The sequence below is a fragment of the Streptomyces sp. NBC_01241 genome, assembly GCF_041435435.1.
GTDB lineage: Bacteria > Actinomycetota > Actinomycetes > Streptomycetales > Streptomycetaceae > Streptomyces.
In genome coordinates, this window is record NZ_CP108494.1 from 3,021,222 (window position 1) to 3,044,895 (window position 23,674).

Consider the following 23,674-nt stretch of genomic DNA (forward strand, 5'->3'; position numbering starts at 1 on the left):
TTATTGACGGGGCATGAACATGTCCAGACCAATGGGAGTGGGATTCCGCTTCGCCGCAGCAGCACCCCCTGCGGGCCGTCAGGCGCCCTCCCCGCCACTGCGTCCGGTGTAGAAGGCCACCGTCAAGTCCTTGACCAGCGACTTCCGTTCGTAGTCGTCCAGTTCCACGAGCCCCCTTGCGGTCAGTCGGTTCACGGTGTCGTCCACCGCGTCAACCACCGAAGTCAGGACACTGTCGCGGTGTTTGGCGTCGATGGCGGCGATCCGACGGCGCTGCATGGCCGCGGCGACCTCCGGCGCGTACTCGATTCCGGTCGGCTGCGCCGAGTACACCTCGATGCCGACGGGTTCGCAGTCCGCCTTCAGCATCCGGGTCAGCGCGTCACCGACCGCCTCCGCGTTGCGCAGGGTGTGCGCGTCCTCGTGGAAGGCGTCGGCGGGCAGTTGCGAGAGGACCCGCGCCATCGCCGCCTCGACCTGCTCGCGCAGGTACGCCTCATGGTCCGCGACCCCGAGCGTCGCCCGCACGGTGTCCTTGATCCGCCACACGACGAGGACGACGACGCGCAGCGCCGTACCGTTGGCGTCCACGGCGGGGAGCGGTTCGCTGCGCCAGTGCCGCAGGCGTACGTCGACCCGGTGGCGGAGCAACAGCGGGCTGATCCACATCAGTCCGGTGCGCCGCACACTCCCCCGGTACTCGCCGAAGAGCGTCAGCACCGAGGCGTACCCGACCCGTCCGCGGCTCAGGCCGCCGAGCGCGAGGAGCACCGCCGCCCCCAGCGCGGCGAGCGCCGCCCAGGCGCCGAGCCCGATCCCGTCGTACGGACGCGAACCGATCCCGAGCCGGGTGAGCGGGGCGACGGGCAGCGCGCCGACCGACCAGAGGACCGCACCCCCGGCCGCGATCCCGGCCAGCCCGGCGAGCAGCGCCACCCAGCCGGGCAGCGCGGGCCCCGACCGTTCGGCAAGGCGTGGGTCGCCGACGGGCGCCGGGCGCGTCGAAGGCCGCACCTGCGGCCCCCTCGGCGCGGGCGGCCGCCGCAGCCCGGTGGTCGGCTGATGCCCGCCGGACCCGCGCCGCAGCACCCCGGCGGGAAGCGCGGCGGCATCGGTGGGCTCGGGGCCCTCGCGGAAGAGCAGGTGTACGGGGATGGACGCGGTCCGCTCGGCGGCGATGACCGCGTGCCGCCGCCCGGTCCCCGGTGCGGCGTCGCCGGACTGCTCGGCCCCGGGGGTGGTGCGGGCAGCACTCGACACCAGGTCCCCGGTGGGCGCGGTGACCGACGGGCGAAGGCCGACCAGGACCGGTACGGGGGTGGCGCTCGGCTCCGGGGCCTCGGCGGGCGCGGTGGGCGCGGTGGGCGACCCCATGGCCGGGACGGCTGCGGTGCTCCTGGCGGGGACCGATACCGAGGCCGAGGTCGCGCCGAGAGCGGAAACCTCGTCCTCACCGGGAACCAGGTCCAGTACGAGGTCGACCACGGAGTCCGGCCCGCCACGCGACGCCGCGCCCGGGGCGTAACCCCGCTCCGGTCCCGAGCCCGCGCCATCCGCCGAAACCGGACCGGGGGCCGAAACCGGAGCCGAGGCCTGACCCGAAGCCGAGGCCGAAACCGGAGCCGACCCCGAAACCGGAGCCGGACCCGAGGCCGGACCCGAGGCCGGACCTGAGACCGGACCTGAGACCGGACCCGAGGCCGGAGCCAAAGCCGCAGCCGTCCGCCCGCCCGAGCCCCCTACCCCTACCCGTTCCCGTTCCCGTTCCCGTTCCTGTGCGCTCCCGTTGTCCTGGGTTCCGGAACTGTCCGACACCGTGGCTCTCATTCCCGCCTCCGTGATGCATGTCCGTCTTGTCACGCGAAGAGTCGCCGCCAGGTCTCCGGACCGGGGTAGCCGTCAGCCGCTCCGCCCCGCCAGCCCTGGGCCTGCTGGAAGGCCTCGACATTGCGCCGGTCCGCCTCGGTCCACCGGGGCCCCGGTCCCGACAGGTAGTACTTGCCGTATCCCTTCTTCACCAACTGCTTGCCGAGCTGGTCGACATGGCTGTTGGACTGACCGGGGCGGAAATAGCCCCGGCCGGGGAACTTCGAGTCCGAGTTCGAATCACCCTGGCCGCCCCCGCCCCCGCTCCCGGAGGCGGGGATGTCGCGACCGGCCCGGCCGGTCAGGAGCCGCCAGGTGTCGGGGCCGGGAATGCCGTCGGCCTCCTTGCCCGTCCAGCCCTGGGCCTTCTGGAACGCCTCGGTCGCACGCCGGTCGGCCTCACCCCAGCCCGGCCCGGGGCCGATCTGGTAGAAGTGCTTGCCACCCCGCTCCACGAGCATCTGCCCGAGCTGGGTGACGTACGCGTTGCTGGCTCCGGGGCCGAACTTCAAGGCACCCGGGAACGTCTTCGTCGAGACGCTGCCGCCGCTTCCGCTGGGGAGGCCCTTGTAGCGGTACGGGACGTAGCTGCCGGAGTGGGACCAGTACGCCATGGGCGTCGTCTGCCTGCGGGTGTGCGGCTTCGTCTGCTCGTACGCCGTGTAGTGGGTGTGCGTGTAGTCGGTCCAGCCGCCGAAGATCGTGACGTGCGATCCCTTCGACGGGTCGGCCGGGTTGTGGAAGAGCAGGATGTCGCCGGGCTGCAGCTCCTTCCGCGTGATCCGCGTCCCGAACTTGTCGAGGCTGCCGGTCCACTCGTTGCCGGGCAGGTCCCAGGCCATCGAGACATAGCCGGAGCAGTCCTGCCGGTAACCGTCGGACCAGTACTTGCTCATGCTGTACGGGACCTTCGCGGACAGCCACTTCTTCGCGCGGTTGATGATGGCGGCCCGGCTGGTCTTGCGCAGCGGGGCCGAGGTCCCGGACGAGGGCGGGCCCGAGGTCCCTGTGCCCCGCACCGGACCCGGGGCGCCCTGCGGACTGTCCGAATCCATGTCGGCCCGGTCGAGCGGATCACCCTCGCCGTCGGGGTCCGGGCCCACCGGATCGGCCGGGCCCACCACGCCGGCCGCCTCTCCCGCCTCTGCCGCGCCCGGCGGGGTCGGCGACGGCGTCGCCGGCCCGTCCGCCCTGACCGCTCCGGCCGCTTCCGCCGCCCGGCCACCCGGCGCGCTCGCCGCCTCGGCCACGCCGGTGCTCAGCACCACTCCGGCCGCGGTGGCCAGCACCAGCGCACGACGCGCGCCGTGTGCGGCCGGATGACCTCCGTACCGCAGGGGCAGGGCACTCGCGGCGGCTCGCCGTTGCTCGGCGCACCCCGCACAGGCGCAGTCGATGGCGGGTACGTACTCCCCGAAGGCCGGCACAGTCATGCGATTCCCCTCCGCACTCGTCGAGATCTCCGGCGCATCTGCTCGGCGTCACCGTCTCAACTCTCCTGACATATCGCATTTTGACTGACAGACCAGACAAAACGACCATCCGACAGGCCGTTATGGGCGGGAAATGGTCAGGAGCACACCCCACATTCGGGTAGAGTTCTTCAGGTCAGCAGGCGCCGCTAGCTCAGTTGGTTAGAGCAGCTGACTCTTAATCAGCGGGTCCGGGGTTCGAGTCCCTGGCGGCGCACGCAGAGTCAAGGCCCCCTCACCACACGTGAGGGGGCCTTGTTCGTTCTCCGAAGCCGATCCCCGAACCCACCCCCCACACCTCCGCCTTCACGGGCGCACAGGCGACTCGTAACCAACACACAGTCACCAATCGATTACCCAGCGGCTCGAAAATCTCTCACATACGCCTCCGCGCGCCCCCTCTGCAAGGGCTTCGCAAATCGCACGTATGACCGGTAACCCACCCGTTTCACCCTTGCGAACGGGACCGTAGTCGGACAACCTGTCTAAAGGTCATCGGCACCAACCAGGCTGATGCGCCTTGCAGTTGGGGGATGCAGAGGGGAAGCAGGGGGAAGTTCCGGTTGTCCGCTACGCGGGGTGGGGCCCCGCTCGGGGACAGATGTCGGGAAGGCATCAGACAGCCGGAAGGGCGCTGTTCCGTGTCTGAGCGGAAGTCCGTGCCCGCCTTTGAGTCGTTCACGGCGACCGACGGGGGAATCGCCGTGGCCGAGACGACGACCAATCACACACTCACCATTCACGCGCTGACCACGCGTGCAGGGGGATGACCCATGACGTCGACGCCGACAGGCGCCTGGCAGCACAACGACGACCCGTCCCGGACCGCCCGGCTCCGGATACCGGCACAGCCGACGGCCGGGGAACAACGGAGGCACCCGGCCAACGCCGTGCCGCGCTACGACTACGAGCACTACAGCCGGCTCGCGGGCCCGCTGACCCGGCCCGGTCCGGACACGCCGTACCGGGTGCGGTACCGCTCGCTGCTCGCCCAGGAGCCGCACAGAATACGCGCGGCCCTCCTGCTGGGCGCCGCGCCTCTCGTCTCACTCGGGCTGTTCGCCTGGCTGATGCAGCCCGATCACTGGACGCGCCGCGACCCGAACCTCAAGAACAACACCCTGCTGGTCCTCGACATCGTGATGCTGGTCTCGATCGGCCTGATCGAGCTCTTCCGCACGCTGAACGTCCTGTCGAACGCACACGCGACGCTGGTCGCCCGCGACCCGGTCCCGGTCGTCCCGGAGACCGGCACCAGGGTCGCCTTCCTCACCTCCTTCGTCCCGGGCAAGGAGCCCCTGGAGATGGTGACGAGGACCCTCGAAGCGGCGGTCCGCGTCCGACATCGCGGGCTGCTGCACGTCTGGCTGCTCGACGAGGGCGACGACCCGGCGGTGAAGGAGGTCTGCGCCCGGCTGGGGGTGCACCACTTCTCCCGCAAGGGCGTACCGCACTGGAACCGGGCCGCGGGCCCGCACCGGGCGAAGACCAAGCACGGCAACTACAACGCCTGGCTGGACGCGCACGGCGACGCGTACGACTTCTTCGCCTCCGTCGACACCGATCACGTACCACTGCCCAACTACCTGGAGCGGATGCTCGGCTACTTCCGCGACCCGGACATCGGCTTCGTCATCGGCCCGCAGGTCTACGGCAACTACGACTCGTTCGTCACGAAGGCCGCCGAGTCCCAGCAGTTCCTCTTCCACGCGCTGATCCAGCGCGCGGGCAACCGCTACGGCGCCCCGATGTTCGTCGGCACCAGCAACGCGGTGCGGATCCGTGCCCTCAAACAGATCGGCGGTCTGTACGACTCGATCACCGAGGACATGGCGACCGGCTTCGAGATGCACCGCGCACGCAATCCGCGCACCGGCCGCAAGTGGCGCTCGGTCTACACCCCCGACGTGCTGGCCGTCGGCGAGGGCCCGACCGCGTGGACGGACTTCTTCACCCAGCAGCTGCGCTGGTCGCGGGGGACGTACGAGACGATCCTCAAGCAGTACTGGAAGGGCCTCTTCTCGCTCCCCGCGGGCAAGCTCCTCAACTACACCATGATGATCATCTTCTACCCGATGTCCGCACTGAACTGGATACTCGCGGCGCTGAGTTGTGCGCTGTTCCTGGGGATGGGCGCCTCGGGAGTGCAGATCGATCCGACGGTCTGGATGATGCTGTACGGCAACGCCTCGGCGCTCCAGATCGGCCTGTACGTCTGGAACCGGCGGCACAATGTCTCGCCGCACGAGCCCGAGGGCTCCGGTGGGCTGGCCGGCATGATGATGTCCGCGCTCTGCGCACCGGTCTACGCCCGCTCGCTGCTCGACGCGGTGCTGCGCCGCAGGAGCTCGTTCGTGGTGACTCCCAAGGGCGACTCCTCCAGTCCGGACACCCTCTTCGGCACCTTCCGGATCCACCTCTTCTTCATCCTGGTCTTCGGCGGTTCGATCGCCGCCTCCTTCGTTCTCCGGCACAGCCATCCGGCGATGCTCACCTGGGCCGCCATGGCGCTGCTGATCAGCGCGGCGCCGATCCTCTGCTGGCGGTACGCCGTCCGGGCGGAGAAGCGGAAACGCCGCATCGGGCCGCTCCCGCGGCCTGCCCACGTGCGGGCCGACGCCGAGCGGGCTGCTGCCGATCGGGTTGATGACGAGCGAGCCGGCGCCGAACAGACCATGCAGACCGCTCTTGGGGGACGTGAACGATGAAGACGTACCGTCCGAGCCTTCGTACCCGCCGCCTGGCGATCGGTACGGTGGCGATTCTGGCGCTCTCGGGAACGAACGGGCCGTGGATGTACCGCTTCGGCACCGAGCACTATCACACGTACAAGATCAACAAGCCGGGCTACAAAGCCGCGAACGGCCACTGGGACTTCCTGGACATCCCTTCCACGTACCGGATCAACACGATCCACGCGGCGCTGCTGCACACCGGCAAGGTGCTGCTCGTCGCGGGCTCCGGCAACAACCGGGAGAACTTCGACGCCAAGAGCTTCCGGTCGGTGCTGTGGGATCCGGGGACCAACAGGTTCACGAACATACCCACGCCCAAGGACATGTTCTGCTCGGGCCACACCCAGCTGCCCGACGGCAAGCTGCTCATAGCCGGCGGCACCAGACGTTACGAGAAGCTCAAGGGCGACGTCACCAAGGCCGGCGGCCTGATGATCGTCCACAACGAGGACCCCGACAAGCCCGTCACCCTGCCCGCGGGCACCCGGTTCAAGGGCCGTGCGAACGGCAGGACGTTCGTCTCCAAGGACCCGGTGCTGGTCGAGCGGGCCACCAAGGTCTTCGACCGGCGGACCGGCGCGTTCCTGCGCAACGACGCCGGCCTCGGCCGGATCTACGTCGAGGCGGAGAAATCCGGTACGCGGTACGAGACGGGCGCCGAGGACAACTACCGGATCGCGGGCCTGACCGGCTCCGACAGCCGGAACGTCTACGGAATCGCGCAGAAGCTCGCCCTCGACAAGAAGGACTTCCAGGGCATTCGGGAAGCCTTCGAGTTCGATCCGGTGGCGGAGAAGTACATCACCGTCGACCCGATGAACGAGGCACGCTGGTACCCGACGCTGACCACCCTGGCGGACGGCCGGGTCCTCGCCCTCTCCGGGCTGGACGAGATCGGGCAGATCGTCCCCGGCAAGGACGAGGTCTACGACCCGAAGACCAGGAAGTGGCAGTACACCGGCATCATCCGGAAGTTCCCCACGTACCCGGCCGTCTTCCTGCTGACCGACGGCAGGCTCTTCTACTCCGGTTCGAACGCCGGCTACGGCCCCGCCGATGTGGGCCGCGAGCCCGGCATCTGGGACCTGGCGACGAACAGCTTCCGGAAGATCCCCGGCCTGAGCGACGCCGACGCGATGGAGACCTCGGCAACGGTACGGCTGCCCCCGGCCCAGGACGAGAGGTTCATGGTCATCGGCGGTGGCGGGGTCGGCGAGTCCAGCCGGTCGAGCCCGAAGTCGCGCCTGGTCGACCTGTTGGAACCGGCCCCGAGATTCCGGGACGGCGCCGCCCTGACGGAAGGCACCCGTTACCCGAGCGCCTCCCTGCTCCCCGACGACTCGCTGCTGGTCACCGGGGGCTCCCGCGACTACCGGGGGCGCGGCGGGTCGAATGTGCTCCAGGCCCGGCTGTACGACCCGAGGACCGACACGTACCGGCGGGTCGCCGATCCGGCGGTGGGCCGCAACTACCACTCGGGGTCCGTACTCCTTCCCGACGGCCGGGTCATGATCTTCGGCTCGGACTCGCTCTACGCGGACCGCGCGAACACCCGGCCGGGCGTCTTCGAGCAGCGCATCGAGGTCTACACCCCGCCGTATCTCTACCGCGACGCGCGGCCGGAACTGACGGGCGGCCCGCAGAGCATCCGGCGCGGCGGTACGGGCGTGTTCACGACGGCGCGGGGACCGCGGATCACCTCGGCGAGGCTGATGCGGCCCAGTGCGGTCACCCATGTCACGGACACCGACCAGCGGTCGGTGGCGCTGAGCCTGAAGCGGACGGCGGGCGGGATCGCGGTGACGGTGCCGGGGAACCGGGCGTTGGTGCCGTCGGGGTGGTACATGCTGTTCGTGACGGACGACAGGGGGACGCCGTCCGAGGGGAAGTGGGTCGAGATTCCGTAGGTATGGGTCCCCGGGGAGGTGCGGGTCCCCGGTACGGGGGGTGCGGGTCCCCGGGGAGGTGCGGGTCCCCGGTACGGGGGGTGCGGGTCCCCGGGGAGGTGCGGGTCCCCGGTGCGGGGCGTCCGGTCGTTCCGGGCGCCCCGCACCCTATTTCGTCGCCCGGGCCAGGCCCAGCGCGTATGCGGGCCACCAGTCGCCCGCCTTCGGGCCGCCCTTGCAGTTGCCGTCGGATTCGCCGGGCCGCTTGACCCAGAGGTACGCGTCGACCCGTGCGTCGCCCGTGTCGGTCGTCGGCGTCTCGCCGAGCGCACGGCCGGGCGGGTTGCACCAGTTCTCCTCGGGCGCGCCTGCGTGGTACGGGCCGTTGCCGTTGCGGCTGGTGTCGATGACGAACGGCTTGTCGCCGACTTTCGCCGAGAGCCGCTTGCCGAAGTCCGTACTGGCCGCCGTGGTCTGGAAGTTGGCGACATTGACCGCGAAGCCGTCGGCCGCCCCGATGCCCGCCCGCCACAGCGGCCGGAAGAGCGCGTCGGGGGTGCGCCAGCCGGCGTTCCCCGCGTCCACGTAGACGCGGGTGTTCGGCTGCTGCTTCAGCCGCTCCACCGCCCCCTTCAGCAGGTCGTACCGCTCTTCGTGGAACTCCCGCGGCGTGCACCCGTCGACCATGTGCAGCAGCGCGTCCGGCTCCAGGATCACGGTGGCGCGCCGGTCGCCGATGCCCTTGGCGACGCCCTCCAGCCAGGTCCGGTACGCGTCGCCGTCGGCGGCGCCGCCCTTGGAGAACTGTCCGCAGTCGCGGTGCGGGATGTTGTAGAGGACGAGCAGCGCTTGCCGGTCCGCCTTCGCGGCGGCCTCCGTGAAGCCCTTCGCCTCGGCCTCGGGACGCTCCGGGCCGATCCACTCCCCGACGGGCTGCCGCGCGATCTTCTCGATCAGGCCGGCGGCCTTCCCGTCCCCGTCCGCGGTGTACGCGGCGACCTGGCGGGCCGCGTTGCCATCCGGATTGACCCAGTACGGGGCACCGGCCTTGGGATGCCGGCCGATGGCACCGTCCTTTCCCGCACCGTTGATTCCCGCACCGTTGGAGTCGGACGGGGAGGAACATCCCGTGAGCAGCAGCACGGCTCCGGCAACGGCTCCCACACCCACGCCCGCTCCTGCCCGCCTCATGCCCGACCGGCCGTTGCAACTGCCGTACATCCACTCCCCCTCGGGTGCGGCGGCGGTGCACTGCCGCGTCCCCTTCATCCTGGCACAGGGCTTCTGTCCACTTGGCCGGAAGCCGAGAGTGACCGGTTCTGGACGCTACGTCAGAAACCCTCTGGGCCAAGGCCGTTCATCGACCTAAAGTGGCGGGCACGGTCCGCCCTCCCCTACCTCCCGTGTCGGCGCCGGGCTACTCCCGCAGCCCCGCGTGCCGCGGTCGAGGACCGGTCCGGCCGGCACCCCGGGGGAAAGGGGTGCCGGCCGGACCGGATACCGACGGCGTCAGGCCCGGTCGCCGCTCCCGGACTTCTCGCCGGTCAGGTAGGCCGAGACGACCACGTTCGCGTCGTACGAGTGCGAGGCCCGGTCGTAGGTGCCGCCGCAGGTGATCAGGCGGAGTTCCGCGCGGCCGTTCCTGCGGGGGCCGTAGGCCTTGTCGGCGTTGAAGCGTTCCCGGGTGAAGACCTGGACGTCGTCGACGGTGAATTCGGCGACCGTGCCGTCCGCTCGGGTCACCTCGACCTTGGCGCCGGGGCGGGCCGCGCTCAGTGCGTAGAAGACGGCCGGCCTGGTCTCGGTGTCGACGTGGCCGACGAAGAGCGCGGGGCCCTTCGCGCCGGGCTCGGTGCCGTTTCCGTACCAGCCGACGGTCTGGGGCATGTCGAACGGCGGCGGTTCGATCGCCCCTTCCTTGTCCAGGCCGCGGGCGACCACCGGCGCCTTGATGCCGATCGACGGGATCTCGACCCGCTCCGGCACCGCGCCCTTGATCGGGTCGTGCGGCGCGGGCAGCGGAACGCCGAGGGGGCGCCCGACCGCGGCGATGTCGCCGGTGGTCGGGGCGGAGCTGGCGCCGGAGCCGTCGGTGATGTCGCGGCCCCAGAGCCACAGGCCCATCAGCAGGACGGCCCAGGCCACTCCGGTGAGCAGTCGGCCGTGGCCCTCGGGGCGGTCGGGGGTGGGCATGTCAGTCCGCGGCCGGACGGCGACGGCGCGCGCTGCGGAACCCTACGGCGACGGCCGCGACGGCGGCCAGGACCAGCCCGATCACCGCGTGCACGATGCCGGGGCCCTCCTGATGGGCTTCCCGGTCGGTGCGCGCGGCGGTGCCGCCGCCTCCCGCGCGGACCGGGGCGAGGGGCGAGGCCTGGCCTCGGCCGACGACCGTGACCGTGCCGGAAACCTTGGTGCCCTTGTCGTCCGTGCACACGACCTGGATCTCGTGATCGCCCGGGGAGGCGTCCGTGCCGATCCGGGCCTCCGCGAAGAGGCCCCCGTCCGCGGCGGGCGAGAAGCGCGCCTCGGAGACGAACGCGTCGGAGTTGCCCTTGGCCTCTTTGCCCCCGCAGCTGTCCAGCCGCAGATCCACCGCGCCGCCCGGGGCGAGGGAGGGCGGGGACACCGAGAGGGCGGTACGGGAGCCCGATCCCGTCCCCCGGTCGGTCCCGGTATCGGAGTCGGCGAGTGCGGCGGAAGCCGGCATCAGGGCCGCCGCGACGACCGCGGCGGCACAGAACGTGAGGGGTATGGAACGCATCGTGAACCTCCTCACTGTAGGTTCACGCCTCCTCGGACTTTTCGCATCCGCAGGAGCGCGGATGACGGCCCGGTCCCCCTGCCACGCCCCCTCGGACGGCGCGCTCCGCCGGGCTCGGCCCAGGTCGACGGAGACGGCCCACGTCGACGGAGACGGCCTACGGGATGTCCGGGCTACGAGACGTCCGGGCCGTGGATGTGGTGAGTGAATAGCATGGTCATCCAGTAAGTCCTCGTTCGGCAGGAGCCGCACCCATGACAGATCAGAAGCCCATCGAATCGTGGCTCACCGACATGGACGGCGTGCTGATGCATGAGGGTGTGCCGATCCCCGGTGCGGACGCCTTCATCAAGAAGCTCCGCGATTCCGGCAAGCCGTTCCTGGTGCTGACGAACAACTCGATCTACACCGCGCGGGACCTTCATGTGCGGCTCAACCGGATCGGTCTCGAAGTGCCGGTCGAGAACATCTGGACCTCGGCCCTGGCCACCGCCACGTTCTTGGACAATCAGCACCCCGGTGGCACCGCCTATGTGATCGGTGAGGCGGGGCTGACCACCGCCCTGCACGATGCCGGGTACGTTCTCACCGATCACGCGCCCGATTTCGTGATCCTGGGCGAGACCCGGACGTACTCGTTCGAGGCGCTGACGAAGGCCATCCGGCTGATCAACAACGGTGCCCGCTTCATTGCCACCAACCCCGACAACACCGGGCCCTCCCCCGAGGGGGCACTGCCGGCCACGGGCTCCGTCGCCGCGCTGATCACGAAGGCGACCGGCAAGGAGCCGTACTTCGTCGGCAAACCCAACCCGCTGATGATGCGCAGTGCGCTGAACACCCTGGGTGCGCACTCCGAGACGTCCGCCATGATCGGCGACCGGATGGACACGGATGTGCTGGCCGGGCTGGAGGCCGGGATGGAAACGTTCCTGGTGCTCACCGGGCTGACGAGCAGGGGTGAGATCGAGCGCTACCCGTACCGGCCGACCAACGTCGTGAACTCGATCGCGGACCTCGTCGACCTCGTCTGAGCGACGGCTGCCCGGCCGATGGCCCGGGACCGGTGGCCCGGCACTCCGCCCCGCGGTGGAGTGCCGGGCCACCGACGTGCGCCGCCCGTCAGCTGCCGGTGGCCGACTTCCAGGCTTCGACGTACGTGTTCAGGTTGGTGCCGATGTCCGACCAGTCGGGCTCGAAGACCTCGACGCCGTTCAGCAGCTGGGCCAGCGCGATGGCGTTGGCGTCGGTGGCCTCGATGTCCTTGCGGGCGGAGAAGCCGCCGCCGACCGCGCTGACGTCCTTCTGGGCCTGCTCGGAAAGCATGAAGTCGAGCAGCTTCTTTCCGTTGGCGCTGTGCGGGGCCTTGTCGACCAGACCGGCCGCGTACGGCAGGGCGAACGTGGTGGGCTTGCCGCCCTGCTTCGCGGGGAACCAGATGCCCAGGTTGGGCATGTCCTTGGACTGCGCGTAGTTCATCTGGACGTCGCCGTTGGCGGCGAGCAGTTCGCCCTTGTCGACCTTGGGGGCGAGCTTGCCGGTGGAGGCGGACGGTCCGACGTTGTTGGCCTGGAGCTTCTTCAGGTACTCCATCGCCGGCTCCTTGCCGCCGAAGTCGTGCATGGCCTTGATGAGGACGGCCGTGCCGTCACCGGCGACTCCGGGGGTGGAGTACTGGATCTTGTTCTTGAACTTTCCGTCGAGCAGCCCTTCCCAGGTGGTGGGCGCCGACTTCAGCTCCTTCTTGTTGTAGATGAAGCCGAAGTAGTTGTTGACGACCGAGGTCCACTTGGCGTCGGACGCCTTGTCGGCGCCGTCGACCTTGTCGGAGCCGGCCGGTGCGTACGCCGCCAGGAGGCCCTTGCTGTCCGCCTGCTGGATGAACGGGGGCAGGGTGACCAGCACATCGGCCTGGGTGTTGGACTTCTCGCGGACGGCGCGCTGCACCATCTCGCCGGAGCCGCCCTCGACGTACTTGACCTTGATGCCGGTCTTCTTCTCGAAGTCCTTGAACACCTTGTCGTACCAGCCGTCGCCGTTCTCGCCCTTGAGACCGTCGGCGCTGTAGACGGTGACGACCTTTTCGTCCGAGGCGGCCGAGGAGCCGCCGCAGGCGGAGAGGGTGGCGGCGAGGGCGAGGCAGCCGGTGACGGCGGCTATGGGCTTGAGGTGGTTCTTGCGCATGGCAGTCGTATCTCCTGGGTGTCGGCCGGGAGCCGGCCGGAGTCGGTACGGAGTCAGTACGGGGAGGGGGCGGGGGTGCCGACGGGGCAGCGGTACGAGACTTTGGTGTCAGCGGTGCTGGACCCTGGTGTCAGCTGTACGGGACCTTGGTGTCAGCTGTACGGGACCTTGGTGTCAGCGGTACGAGGCCCTGGTGCGGACGCGGGACACGCCGAGCAGCACGAGCAGCGTCGTTCCCATCAGGACCACGGCGACGGCTGCTCCGGTGAACAGTGAGCCGCGGTCGGTGGCCGCGAAGATCTGCACCGGGAGCGGTGTCCAGTCCGGCGGGTAGAGCATCATCGTGGCGCTCAACTCGCCCATGGACAGGGCGAAGCAGAGCCCCGCGGCCGCGGTGAGGGCCGGCAGCAGGAGCGGCAGCTTGATGCGCCACAGGACGTACGAGGGCCGGGCGCCGAGACTGGCCGCCGCCTGTTCGTACATCGGGTCGAGACGTACTATCGCCGCCGAAACCGACGCATAGGCGAACGCGGTGACAAGAATCGTGTGCGCCAGGATCACGATCCAGCGCGTCCCGTTCAGCAGCATCGGCGGCTTGCTGAACGCGACGAGCACGGCCAGGCCCACGACGACGGACGGCACGGCGACCGGCAGCATGAACAGCGCGTCGAGGAACCGCCTGCCGCGGCTGCGCAGCGAGGCGGCGGCGAGCGCGGCCCACGAGCCGACGGTGAGGGCGAGCAGGCTCGCGCTGACGGCGGTGATCAGGCTGGTGGTCAGGGCCTGGAGGGAGTCGCCGCCGGTCGCGGCCGCGTAGTGCCCGGTGGTCGGCCCGGAAGGGAAGGCGCCGGACCAGTTGGTGGTGAACGACGCGGCGAGGATGACCAGCAGCGGCACCGCGAACAGCGGGACGAAGAGCACGAAGAACACGGCCCAGGCGGCCCACTTCCCCGTACGGCTATGCACCAACACGACGGCTCACCATCCGATACAGGCTGTAGAGACCGACGGAGATCGCGATGTTGACGACGGCGACGACGCAGGCGGCCGGGTAGTCGGACTCCAGGATCGCCTTGCTGTAGACGAGCATCGGCAGGGTCGTGACTCCTTTCGCGCCGGTGAACAGCACGATGCCGAACTCGTTGAGACACATCACGAGGACGAGGCTGCCGCCCGCGGCGAGTGCGGGAAGCGCCTCGGGGAGGATCACCTGTCGCACGATCCGGGCCGGCTTCGCGCCCAGCGAGGACGCCACCTCCAGTTGTGCGCTGTCGAGTTGCGAGAACGCGGCGAGCAGCGGGCGCATGACGAACGGGGTGAAGTACGTGATCTCGGCGAGCAGTACGCCCCACGGGGTGGTGAGGAAGTCGAAGGGGCCGCTCGACGCTCCGGTGACGTCCGTCCAGAGGCCGTTGGCCATGCCGACGTTGCCGTAGATGAACAGCAGGGCGAGCGTGATCAGGAACGACGGGAAGGAGAGGAACACGTCGATGAACTTGGCGACCGCCTTGCCGCCGGGGAACGGTACGAACGCGATGACCATGGCCAGGATGAAGCCCAGCACCAGGCATCCGGCCGTGGAGCCGACCGCCAGCCATACGGTGGTCGTCAGCGCGGAGCGGAAGGAGTCGGAGGCGAACACGTCGCCGTACGGGGCGAGCGAGGTGCCGCCCTCGTCCGGGCTGACGGACTGCTGGACGACGAGGGCCAGCGGGTAGAGGAAGACCAGCGCGAGGAGCGCCACGGGCGGCAGCGCCCAGACGAAGCGGGGTACGCGGCGGCCCGCGCGGACCGGGGCCTGCGGGCCGCCCGCCGGCGGGGTCGTCGCGGAGGGCGGCCCCTCGCCCCCGGTGCGCGGACGCGGGGCCGTTGCGGTCCTGATGCCCGGGGTGACGGGGTGCGCGGTGCTAGGGCCTCTCGTTTGGATCACGCCGGGCTCGCGTGCCCCGGCACCGCGCCTCGCCGCGTTGTCGTCAGTCGCCATGGCTCCGCCATGCCTCTTTCCTCCGCCTTGCGATGCACTGCACCGGACCCCGCTCCCTGATCCGGCCTGATCCAAACGAAAGACCCTAACCATCGGCCTCTCCCCCGGCTCCCGGCGCCGTGCCCGCGGGCAGCAGCACCGCGTCCTCGGCCGCGAAGTGCAGCGTGACCTTGTCACCGAGGGCGGGGGTCTCGCGCAGTTCGCGGAGGTCGGCCTTGACCCGGTGCCCGTCGACGTCGACGTACAGCCGGTGCGTGGATCCGCGCCACTGGACCTCGGTGATGGTGCCGCTCAGCGCGTTGGGGCCGTCGCCGAGCCCGACGAGGTGGGGCCGGACGCAGAGGGTGGCGGTGGCGCCGCCGGCCACGTCGCCGGTCGGCACGTCGAGTGCGCGGCCCGCGAAGTCGACCGTGCCGGTGGTGCCGGTGGTGCCGGTGGTACCGGTGGTGCCGACGACGGTGACGGGGAGCAGGTTCGCGTTGCCGACGAACGACGCGGTGAACTCCGTACGCGGACGGCGGTACAGGTCCTGCGGGGTGCCGCAGTCCTGCAGCCGCGCCTTGTCCATGACGGCGATCCGGTCGGCGAGGGTGAGCGCCTCGACCTGGTCGTGGGTGACGTACAGGATGGAGACGTCCGGCAACTCCCGGTGCAGTCGCGCGAGTTCGGCGAGCATGCCGGAGCGCAGCTGGGCGTCGAGCGCGGAGAGCGGTTCGTCGAGCAGGAGGACGCCGGGGCGGATGGCGAGCGCGCGGGCGATGGCGACGCGCTGCTGCTGGCCGCCGGACAGTTCGCGCGGGTAGCGCGTGGCGTAGGCGGCCATGCCGACGAGTTCGAGGGCCTCGGCGACCCGCTCGGGGATCTCCGCCTTGGCCGCCTTGCGGGCCTTCAGCCCGAAGGCGACGTTGTCCTGGACCCGCATGTGCGGGAAGAGGGCGTACTGCTGGACGACCATGCCGATGCCGCGCTTGTGCGGCGGCAGCCCGGTGACGTCCCGGTCGCCCAGGTAGACCCGGCCCGAGGCGGGCTGCACGAATCCGGCGACGGCGCGCAGGGCGGTGGTCTTGCCGGACCCGGAGGGCCCGAGCAGCGCCATGACCTCGCCGGGTTCGACGGTCAGATCGAGCCGGTCGAGGACGGTGTTCCCGCCGTACGCGACGCTGACCCGGTCGAATCTGATCCCGCTGCGAACGGCCGCGGCCCCGCCCGTCATGCCTCTGCCCGCGCGATCAGATCCGGGAGTTCGGCGACCGAGCCGAGGACGTGCGTGGCGCCGTGGCGGGTCAACTGGTCCTTGTCGTGGGCGCCGGTGAGGACGCCCACGACGAGTCCGGCGCCGGAGCGTACGCCGCTGAGCATGTCGTACGAGGTGTCGCCCGCGACGACGGTCTGCTGGACGCCGTCGACGGCGCCGGTGCGCAGGAACGCGGCGAGGACCATGTCGGGGTAGGGGCGGCCCCGGCCGCCCGCGTCGGCCGGGCAGAGGGTCAGGGCGACCAGGTCCTGCCAGCCGAGCGCGGCCAGGATGGCGTCCTGGGTGGTGCGGGCGAAGCCGGTGGACAGGACCACGGTGCGGCCCTCGCCCTTGAGCCGCTCGATGGCCTCGCGGGCGCCGGGGATCGGCGCGATGCGGCCGCCGTCGACCAGCTCTCCGTACGCCCCCTCGAAGGCGGTGTTGGCCTGCTGGGCGCGGTCCTCGTCGCCGAAGAGGTGACGGAAGACGGAGATCTTGGACTCGCCCATGGTGGCGCGTACGTAGTCGAGCTTCTCCGCGTGGTCGGCGGAGCCGGGCTCCACGCCGAGGCGTTCGGCCGCGGCGGAGAACGCCTGCTCGACGAGGCCGCCGTCGGCGACGGTGGTGCCGGCCATGTCGAGGACGATCAGGCCGAGGCGGTTCTCGGGGTTCTGCGTGGTCAACTTCTTCACCAGCCCAGTTCGTTGGCGGTCGTTTCGGCGATGGCGGGCGAGCAGGTCATGCCCCGGCCGCCCGGTCCGGTGACCAGCCAGACGCCGTCTCGCACCTGCTGGCGGTGGACGACCCGGCTGGTGTCGGTGCACTGGGCGTAGACCCCGGCCCAGCGGTGGCGGATCCTCGGCAGCGGGCGGCCCAGGAAGGCTTCGACGACCCCGGTGAGGTGCTCGTACGGCTCCTCGACGGTGTCGAAGGAGAAGGGGTGCTCGTACTCGTGGGTGTCGCCGATGGTCAGTCCGCCGTCCCGGCGCTGCACCATCAGGAGCTGCATCTTGTGCTCTGCGGCGGTGGGCGCCTGCGCCTGCTCGGCGTTGAGCGTGTCCAGCGCCTCGCTCCGGTACGCCGGGTAGTAGCGGAAGCTGTCGCCGTCGGCGACGGAGGTGGTGAGCGGCTCGCCGAGCGGGTCGGTCTGCATCATCTGGAGGCGGACGCGGCGCACCGGCAGATCGGGGCCGGCCAGTTCGCGGACGAGTCCGCCGAGCCAGGCACCGGTGGCCAGGATCACGGCGTCACCGGTGTGCACATCGCCGTGGTCGTCGCGGACGGCGGCGGTGCCCACCACCTCGCGGACCTCGCGCCCGCCCAGGTACGTATAGCGCCCGGACTTCAACAACTCCTGCTTCAGCGCGAGTTGCGCGGTGCGCGGCTCGACCGCCGCGTCCCGCTCGCACCACAGCGCGGCGGCGAACTCGCCGCGCAGCGCGGGGTTGACCGCGCGGGCCTCGTCGGCGGTGAGCAGCTTGTAGCCGCGGGCCGCCGCGTCGGGGCGGGCGACGGCCGCCTCGGCGACGGCGGTCTCCAGCTCGGTACGGAGCGGAGTGAGCGAGCCGCAGGCCCGGAACCCGAGGCCGGGAACCCGGGCCCCGATGCCCTCCCACAGCTCACGGGCGCGCAGCGCGGTCTCCAGTTCCTCGCCACCGGCCCGGCCGCTGACCCATATCTGTCCGAAATTGCGGAGCGATGCCCCGCGCGCCTCGCTCTCGCGCTCGACCTGTACGACCTCGTGGCCGCGGTTCACTGCGTGCCAGGCGTGCATGGTTCCCACCACGCCGGCTCCTACGACGATGACTCTCACGACGGACACGCTCCTCGGGGCCGGTGACCCGTACGGATCGATACGGCAACGGGAGGGTGAACTGGACCCCAAGCTTGGACTAGACCCGTTACCTTCTCGTTATCGACCTGGGTGGGCCGACGACCGCGGTGACAGCAGTGTCTGCGGTGACCGCGGTGACCGCGGTGACAGCGGTGACAGCGGTGACCGCGGTGACCGCGGTGACCGCCGGAGAAGTGGTCAGCGTCCGTCCTGCGGACCCAGGTGCGCGGTGAAGGAGAACCGGTCCCCGCGGTACAGCGTCCGTACGCGCTCCAGCGGCTTCCCGTCCGTATCGCGCGAGATCCGGTGGATCAGCAGCATGGGCAGGGCGGGCGGCGTACCGATGAGCAGCGCCTCGCGCGGTGTCGCGAGCACGGTCTCGATCCGCTCGTCCGCATCGCCGAAGGGGATCGAGAGCCGGTCGCGCAGGTAGGCGTAGAAGGACGAGTCGGGGTCGAACTCCGTGTCCAGGTCCGGTACGCGGGCGACGGAGACGTACGTGCTCTCCAGGCCGACCCGGTCGTCGTCGGCGAGGAGCACCCGCTCCAGGTGCCAGACCGGTTCGCCGCGCCCCACCCCTACGTCGTCGGCGAGCGCCTCGGGGCAGGGGAACCGTTCCAGTCCGATGAGGTGACGGCCGGGGGTACGGCCCTGGCGGCGTACGCCCTCCGTATAGCTCGCCAGCGAGAGCGGCTGCTCCAGCTTCGGGCCCGCGACGACGGTGCCGCGCCCCTGGCGGGCGAGCCGCCCCTCCAGCAGGAGTTCGCGCAGGGCCTGGCGCACCGTCTCGCGCGAGACTTCGTAGCGCTCGGCGAGATCGCGTTCGGTGGGCAGCAGGCCCCCCTCGCCCAACTCGTCTATGAGGACGGCGACATGAGCCTTGACGGCGTAGTACTTGGGGATGCGGCCGTGCTCCGGGATGCCGGAGCGGATGGGTGCGCCAGGTGTCTGATCGTGCGGGTAGTCCACGGCCCGATGGTGGCAGACGGACATGAACACTCGTGGACGGACGGTTCAGCGGCCGGTCCCGGAGCGGGGGCGGCGCATGCGGCGGGACCGGATCACCAGGGCCCCGCCACCGATCAGGAACCCGGCGACGGTGATGCCCGGGTACGGAAGGGTGGCCGAGCCGGTATGGGCCAGTTCGGGGAGGTCGCCCCCTGTCTGGGTCCGGCCGGGTGCGAACGGGCGGGGGGTGTCGCCGGTGGCGGGGGCGTCGTGGCGGGTTTCGCCGGTCCCGTGGGTCTTGCCGGCGGTGGAGGTGTCACCGGTAATGGGGGTCTCGTTGGTGGCGGGGGCCTCATTCGTACCGGGAGTCTTGTTCGTACCGGGTGTCTCGTTGGTGCCGGGAGTCTTGTTCGTGCCGGGGGCCTCGTTCGTACCGGCAGTCTCGTTCGTACCGGGGGCCTCCTTCGTACCGGCAGTCTCGTTCGTGCTGGGGGCCTCGTTCGTGCTGGGAGTCTCGTTCGTACCGGGGGTCTCGCCGGTCCCACCGATGATTCCGGTCCCTTCGGTGTCTCCGGTCCCTCCGATGTCTCCCGTATCAGCTGTGTCGGCCGTCTCGTCGCTGTCACTGTCGCTGTCACCGGTGCTGTCCTCGACGACGGCGAACGGGTAGTCGTCGGACTCGCCGACCCAGGACCCGTCGTCCTTCCCCGCCCCGCCGCTCGCCGCGTGCCGGCGCTGGACGATCGCCGCGCTGGCGGTGATCCGGCCCGGGACGGCGTCGGAGGTGAACGCCATCCGGACCTCGACGGTGACGGTATGACCCGCTGGGACGGTGAAGCCTTCGAAGTCGTCGGCGCCGTCGCCGCCGAAGACGCCGATGTGTTCGTCCTGGTCGGTGGTCTCCCAGCTGACCCGGTGCTCCACATCGGGACGGGCGGGCTCGGCGAACTCCAGCTGGATCTGGCCGGAGGTCAGCTTCCGGTTCTCGTCGGTGAGGACCAGCACGGGGTGGATGGCCCGGCACGACTCGGTGGTGGTGTTGGTCAGGTCCAGGAACCAGGTTCCGTAGCCGCCGCCGGGTGCGTAGGTGTCGGGCCCGCCGCGGATGCGGGTGCTGATCGGGAAGTCGCTCGCCTCCGGATCACCACAGGCGGGCTGCTGGTCGGCGGTGGTGGCGTCCGGCTTCGAGACCGGGGTGACCGAAGGCGCCGCGGCGGATGCGGCGGAGGCGCCGCCGAGGACCACGGGGACCACGCTCGCCGCCGCCAGCCCGAGCGCGAGCCCGTGCCGCGTCCGGCCGGGAGGCGGAGACGAGGACGAGGACGGGTGCGGCGAGGGAGGAGGGGCGGGGGCGGCGGACACGGGAAGGGAGGCGGCGGCGGTCAGGGGGAGGGACGCGGGACCGGATGCGGGACTCGGCTCGGGGGTGGGTGCGGACGGCGTGGCCGACGGGGGTGGTGTCGGGGACATGCGGGGTCACCCTTCGCTGCTCGCGGGAACGGTCGGCTGGGAGGGTGTTGAAGACCTTGGCCGGACCGGAGGTCGGCGGTCGGCGCGTACAGCCACAAGGCGCAAGGGACGCGCGCGCCGGCCGCCACGGGTCCGGCCAAGATCTTCAGCACCCGCCCAGCCTGTGCGCCGGAGTTCACCGGTTTCTGCGCCGCGACGCTGCCACGCACGCGCGTGGCGCCCGGCACCGACATGCCGCAGGGCCGCCCGGTCGGCCGCCGGGAACCGCTCGCCCGGCCCAGTCCGCACCCCGCGGCCCGCGCCGTCGGCCGCGCACGCCGGACACCGGTAACACGAAGGAGAACCGGTATCCGGACCCGCCCACCCCGCTCATCCCCCGTCCGCGCCCGCGACCCGCCCGAACAGCGGGGCCAGGACCAGTTGCGCGGCCCCCTCCGCGACCGGCCGGTCCCCTCCCCCGGCGGCCGTCACCGGAACCGGCACGTCGACGCCGCCCAGCCGGGCGCGCTCGTCGATCACAGCGCGGACGCCTCGTACGTACGCGTCGGGATCGGCGGCGACGGTACGGCCGCCGAGCACCACCCGGTCGATGTCGAGCAGCCCGACGAGGTTGGCGGCGCCGGTTCCCAGCACCCGGGCGGCCTCCGCGACATCGCCGCGGGCGACGGCGGCGAGACAGAGCGCCTCGATGCAGCCGCGCCCCCCACAGCCGCACACCGGCCCGTCCAGCTGGACCGTCTGGTGCCCGAACTCACCGGCCCCGGTACGCGCCCCGCGGTGCACCTCCCCGCCCAGGACCAGCCCGGCACCGAGCCCCGTCCCGAGGTGCAGATACGCGAAGTCGCCCGCGCCCGCCACGCGCAGGGCGAGCCCGAGAGCGGCGGCATTGGTGTCCTTGTCGACGACGACGGGCAACCCGGTCCTCGCGGCGAGCGCGTCCCGCAACGGATAGCCGTCCCACTGCGGAAACCCGGTGACGCGGTGCAGCACCCCGCCCCGGTGGTCGAGCGGCCCGGGCACCGCGACGCCGACCCCGAGCACCGGCCGGCCGGCGAGCCGCGCGGCGGAGGCAGCCCCCGCGCCCCCGTCCCGCACGGACGAAACCGACCCCACACCCCCGCCCCGCACGGACGCGACCGCGTACGCCGCCGTTGCGAGCACCTCGTCCGCCGGGGCGCCGAAGTCCAGCGGGGCGGTGCGGCTCTCGGCGACCGTGCCGGCCAGGTCGACCAGGACCACCGTCAGCTCGTCGCGGTCCAGGTGCAGGCCGATCGCGTGACCGGCGTCCGGGACCAGCCGCAGCACGGTGCGCGGCTTGCCTCCGGTGGAGGCGCGGTGGCCCGCCTCGGTCGCCAGGCCCTCGGCCCGCAGCCGGGCGGTGATCTTGCTGACGGCCTGCGGCGTGAGCCCCGTGCGCTCGGCGAGTTCGAGCCTGCTGATGCCGCGCTCGCCCGCCACCCGCAACAGCTCCAGCACCAGCGCCGCGTTGTGGCTGCGCAGGGTCGGCAGGTTGGCGCCGCTATTACTCCTGTTCACCGCCTCATTGTCCCTGTTGCTTGCACTATGGCAACAGCGTTGCTTAAGTGTCAGCCATGACCACGACTGGCAACGCGACCCACGAGACGCACGGACTGTCCGAGGCCCCTCTGTCGTCGAAGACCCCTCGGCTGTCCGGGACCCCCCTGCGCGTCGGACTCGTCGGCTACGGCCTGGCGGGTTCCGTCTTCCACGCCCCGCTGATCGCCGCGACCGAGGGCCTCGTCCTCGACACGGTCGTCACATCGAGCGAGGAGCGGCGGGCGCAGGCGCGCGCCGAGTTCCCGGACGTACGGTTCGCCGGGTCGCCGGAGGAGCTGTGGGGGCGCGCGGACGAGCTCGATCTGATCGTGATCGCCTCGCCGAACAGGACCCATGTCCCGATCGCGACCGCCGCGATCGAGGCCGGTCTGCCGGTCGTCGTGGACAAGCCGATCGCCGGTACGGCCGCCGAGGCGCGGGAGCTCGCGGCCCTCGCCGAGGAGCGCGGGCTGCTGCTCTCGGTGTTCCAGAACCGCCGCTGGGACAACGACTTCCGCACCCTCGCCCGCCTGGTCGCGGACGGCGAGCTGGGGACCGTGCAGCGCTTCGAGTCCCGTTTCGAGCGGTGGCGCCCGCAGCCGAAGGGCGGCTGGCGCGAGTCGGGCGATCCGGGGGAGATCGGCGGGCTGCTGTACGACCTGGGCAGCCATGTCGTCGACCAGGCGCTCGTGCTGTTCGGACCGGCGGTGCGGGTGTACGCGGAGTCCGACGTACGCCGCCCCGGCGCCGCCGCCGACGACGACACGTTTCTCGCGATCACGCATGCCGGCGGGGTCCGCTCGCATCTTTTCGTCAGCGCCACCGCGGCCCAGCTCGGTCCGCGCTTCCGGGTGCTCGGCTCGACCGCCGGCTACGTGAAGTACGGCCTCGATCCGCAGGAGGCCGATCTGCGCGCGGGCGCACGCCCGGCGGCGGGCCGGCCGTGGGGCGAGGAGCCCGAGGAGCTGTGGGGCCGGATCGGTTCGGGCGAGTCCCCGCTGACGGGCGGCGGCGCCCCGGTTCCTACGCTGCCGGGCGACTATCCCGCGTACTACGCGGCGGTCACCGACGCGCTGCTCGGAAAGGGCGACAATCCAGTGACCGCCCTCCAGGCCGCAGCGGCCCTGGACGTACTGGAGGCCGCCCGCCGCTCGGCCCGCGAGGGGGTCACCGTGACCCTGCCCGCCGCACCCCCGTCCGTCTCCGCCGACACCGAGGAGCAGCCCGAATGAACCCCACCGCTCCGACCATCTCCGAGCTCATCGCCCAGGAGCGCCGACTGACGCTGCCGCATTTCAGCTACGACGACGCGTACGCGCTCGGCGGCCTGCTCGTCGCGATGGCCCGGGAGAGGCACGCCCCGATCGCGATCGACATCCGACGCGGCGCGCAGCAGCTGTTCCATGCCGCGCTGCCGGGATCGAGCGCGGACAACGACGCCTGGATCGACCGCAAGCGCCGGGTCGTGGAACGCTTCGGCGAGAGCTCGTACCTGGTCGGATCCCGGTTCCGGGCGAAGGGCACGACGTTCGACGACACCTCGCGCCTGGACCCGGACGCGTACGCCGCGCACGGGGGTTCGTTCCCGATCGCGGTCGAGGGCGCGGGGGTCATCGGCTCGGTGACGGTCTCGGGCCTGCCCCAGGCGGAGGACCACGCCCTGGTGGTCGAGGCGCTGGAACACTTCGCGACGACGATCGGCGCATGACGCGAAGGAGGGGGTGGGGCGCCGCTCACACA

General features: G+C 71.2%; 19 protein-coding genes and 1 tRNA gene. 6 read left to right on the top strand and 14 right to left on the bottom strand.

Features of this window, described 5'->3' with window-relative positions; genetic code table 11:
- Nucleotides 1–78 precede the first annotated feature (78 nt).
- Entirely contained in the window at nt 79–1,485 is a 1,407-nt protein-coding gene (locus tag OG306_RS13155; RefSeq protein WP_432762233.1) for an SPFH domain-containing protein, read from the bottom strand.
- 371 nt (nt 1,486–1,856) lie between these two features.
- A complete protein-coding gene (locus OG306_RS13160; RefSeq protein ID WP_371665316.1) occupies nt 1,857–3,299 on the bottom strand; it encodes a peptidoglycan-binding protein in 1,443 nt (480 codons plus the stop codon).
- A gap of 182 nt (nt 3,300–3,481) precedes the next feature.
- Here OG306_RS13160 and OG306_RS13165 point away from each other — a divergent pair.
- The 3 genes from OG306_RS13165 to OG306_RS13175 all read left to right on the top strand — a co-directional run bounded on the left by OG306_RS13165 (nt 3,482) and on the right by OG306_RS13175 (nt 7,980).
- Nucleotides 3,482–3,555, top strand: a tRNA-Lys gene (locus OG306_RS13165).
- 556 nt (nt 3,556–4,111) lie between these two features.
- A complete protein-coding gene (locus OG306_RS13170; RefSeq protein ID WP_266746369.1) occupies nt 4,112–6,046 on the top strand; it encodes a glycosyltransferase family 2 protein in 1,935 nt (644 codons plus the stop codon).
- Nucleotides 6,043–7,980, top strand: coding sequence for a galactose oxidase-like domain-containing protein (locus tag OG306_RS13175; protein WP_327349807.1), 1,938 nt, complete (start codon nt 6,043–6,045; stop codon nt 7,978–7,980). The genes OG306_RS13170 and OG306_RS13175 overlap by 4 nt, the downstream gene beginning before the upstream one ends.
- 147 nt (nt 7,981–8,127) lie before the next feature.
- Here the strand turns inward: OG306_RS13175 and OG306_RS13180 are convergent, their stop codons facing one another.
- From OG306_RS13180 to OG306_RS13190, 3 genes are all read right to left on the bottom strand, one after another.
- A complete protein-coding gene (locus OG306_RS13180) occupies nt 8,128–9,180 on the bottom strand; it encodes a glycoside hydrolase family 6 protein (RefSeq protein WP_266752186.1) in 1,053 nt (350 codons plus the stop codon).
- A gap of 288 nt (nt 9,181–9,468) precedes the next feature.
- Nucleotides 9,469–10,152, bottom strand: a complete 684-nt coding sequence (locus OG306_RS13185) for a class F sortase (protein ID WP_266906630.1) — start codon at nt 10,150–10,152, stop codon at nt 9,469–9,471.
- 1 nt (nt 10,153) lies between these two features.
- Nucleotides 10,154–10,723: a hypothetical protein gene (locus OG306_RS13190; protein ID WP_266746372.1), complete on the bottom strand. Its 570-nt coding sequence runs from the start codon at nt 10,721–10,723 to the stop codon at nt 10,154–10,156.
- Nucleotides 10,724–10,977: 254 nt separating this feature from the next.
- On the opposite strand from OG306_RS13190, the gene OG306_RS13195 reads away from it, so the two are divergent.
- Complete coding sequence (locus OG306_RS13195; protein ID WP_266906628.1) at nt 10,978–11,757, top strand: HAD-IIA family hydrolase; 780 nt, start codon at nt 10,978–10,980, stop codon at nt 11,755–11,757.
- An 88-nt stretch (nt 11,758–11,845) separates the two neighbouring features.
- On the opposite strand, the gene OG306_RS13200 is transcribed toward OG306_RS13195, so the two are convergent.
- The 9 genes from OG306_RS13200 to OG306_RS13240 all read right to left on the bottom strand — a co-directional run bounded on the left by OG306_RS13200 (nt 11,846) and on the right by OG306_RS13240 (nt 21,913).
- A complete protein-coding gene (locus OG306_RS13200; protein ID WP_266746374.1) occupies nt 11,846–12,907 on the bottom strand; it encodes a 2-aminoethylphosphonate ABC transporter substrate-binding protein in 1,062 nt (353 codons plus the stop codon).
- A gap of 174 nt (nt 12,908–13,081) precedes the next feature.
- Entirely contained in the window at nt 13,082–13,879 is a 798-nt protein-coding gene (locus tag OG306_RS13205; RefSeq protein ID WP_266746375.1) for an ABC transporter permease, read from the bottom strand.
- A complete protein-coding gene (locus OG306_RS13210) occupies nt 13,866–14,891 on the bottom strand; it encodes a 2-aminoethylphosphonate ABC transporter permease subunit (protein ID WP_266906626.1) in 1,026 nt (341 codons plus the stop codon). Before OG306_RS13210 ends, OG306_RS13205 begins: the two co-directional genes overlap by 14 nt.
- Before the next feature lie 85 nt (nt 14,892–14,976).
- Nucleotides 14,977–16,104, bottom strand: a complete 1,128-nt coding sequence (locus tag OG306_RS13215; RefSeq protein ID WP_266746377.1) for an ABC transporter ATP-binding protein — start codon at nt 16,102–16,104, stop codon at nt 14,977–14,979.
- A complete protein-coding gene (locus tag OG306_RS13220; protein WP_371665317.1) occupies nt 16,101–16,817 on the bottom strand; it encodes a phosphonatase-like hydrolase in 717 nt (238 codons plus the stop codon). Before OG306_RS13220 ends, OG306_RS13215 begins: the two co-directional genes overlap by 4 nt.
- Nucleotides 16,814–17,938, bottom strand: coding sequence for a TIGR03364 family FAD-dependent oxidoreductase (locus OG306_RS13225; RefSeq protein ID WP_266746378.1), 1,125 nt, complete (start codon nt 17,936–17,938; stop codon nt 16,814–16,816). Before OG306_RS13225 ends, OG306_RS13220 begins: the two co-directional genes overlap by 4 nt.
- Nucleotides 17,939–18,157: 219 nt before the next feature.
- A complete protein-coding gene (locus OG306_RS13230) occupies nt 18,158–18,928 on the bottom strand; it encodes a GntR family transcriptional regulator (RefSeq protein WP_266746379.1) in 771 nt (256 codons plus the stop codon).
- A 45-nt stretch (nt 18,929–18,973) separates the two neighbouring features.
- Nucleotides 18,974–20,377 (bottom strand): hypothetical protein, encoded by a 1,404-nt coding sequence (locus OG306_RS13235; protein ID WP_371665318.1) that lies wholly within the window; start codon nt 20,375–20,377, stop codon nt 18,974–18,976.
- Nucleotides 20,378–20,746: 369 nt separating this feature from the next.
- Complete coding sequence (locus OG306_RS13240) at nt 20,747–21,913, bottom strand: ROK family protein (protein WP_371665319.1); 1,167 nt, start codon at nt 21,911–21,913, stop codon at nt 20,747–20,749.
- Between the two features lie 56 nt (nt 21,914–21,969).
- Between OG306_RS13240 and OG306_RS13245 the strand changes: the two genes are divergently transcribed.
- On the top strand, nt 21,970–23,166 hold the full coding sequence (locus tag OG306_RS13245) for a Gfo/Idh/MocA family protein (protein ID WP_371665320.1): 1,197 nt from the start codon (nt 21,970–21,972) through the stop codon (nt 23,164–23,166).
- The gene (locus OG306_RS13250; RefSeq protein ID WP_266746383.1) at nt 23,163–23,642 is read left to right on the top strand and encodes a heme-degrading domain-containing protein; all 480 of its coding nucleotides are present in this window, start codon (nt 23,163–23,165) and stop codon (nt 23,640–23,642) included. The genes OG306_RS13245 and OG306_RS13250 overlap by 4 nt, the downstream gene beginning before the upstream one ends.
- Nucleotides 23,643–23,674 lie beyond the last annotated feature (32 nt).

Coding starts and splice junctions, on each gene's coding strand:
- OG306_RS13160 (WP_371665316.1), bottom strand. CDS start 3,299: ATGACTGTGCCGGCCTTCGGGGAGTACGTACCCGCCATCGACTGCGCC.
- OG306_RS13170 (WP_266746369.1), top strand. CDS start 4,112: ATGACGTCGACGCCGACAGGCGCCTGGCAGCACAACGACGACCCGTCC.
- OG306_RS13175 (WP_327349807.1), top strand. CDS start 6,043: ATGAAGACGTACCGTCCGAGCCTTCGTACCCGCCGCCTGGCGATCGGT.
- OG306_RS13180 (WP_266752186.1), bottom strand. CDS start 9,180: ATGTACGGCAGTTGCAACGGCCGGTCGGGCATGAGGCGGGCAGGAGCG.
- OG306_RS13185 (WP_266906630.1), bottom strand. CDS start 10,152: ATGCCCACCCCCGACCGCCCCGAGGGCCACGGCCGACTGCTCACCGGA.
- OG306_RS13190 (WP_266746372.1), bottom strand. CDS start 10,723: ATGCGTTCCATACCCCTCACGTTCTGTGCCGCCGCGGTCGTCGCGGCG.
- OG306_RS13195 (WP_266906628.1), top strand. CDS start 10,978: ATGACAGATCAGAAGCCCATCGAATCGTGGCTCACCGACATGGACGGC.
- OG306_RS13200 (WP_266746374.1), bottom strand. CDS start 12,907: ATGCGCAAGAACCACCTCAAGCCCATAGCCGCCGTCACCGGCTGCCTC.
- OG306_RS13210 (WP_266906626.1), bottom strand. CDS start 14,891: ATGGCGACTGACGACAACGCGGCGAGGCGCGGTGCCGGGGCACGCGAG.
- OG306_RS13215 (WP_266746377.1), bottom strand. CDS start 16,104: ATGACGGGCGGGGCCGCGGCCGTTCGCAGCGGGATCAGATTCGACCGG.
- OG306_RS13235 (WP_371665318.1), bottom strand. CDS start 20,377: ATGTCCCCGACACCACCCCCGTCGGCCACGCCGTCCGCACCCACCCCC.
- OG306_RS13245 (WP_371665320.1), top strand. CDS start 21,970: ATGACCACGACTGGCAACGCGACCCACGAGACGCACGGACTGTCCGAG.
- OG306_RS13250 (WP_266746383.1), top strand. CDS start 23,163: ATGAACCCCACCGCTCCGACCATCTCCGAGCTCATCGCCCAGGAGCGC.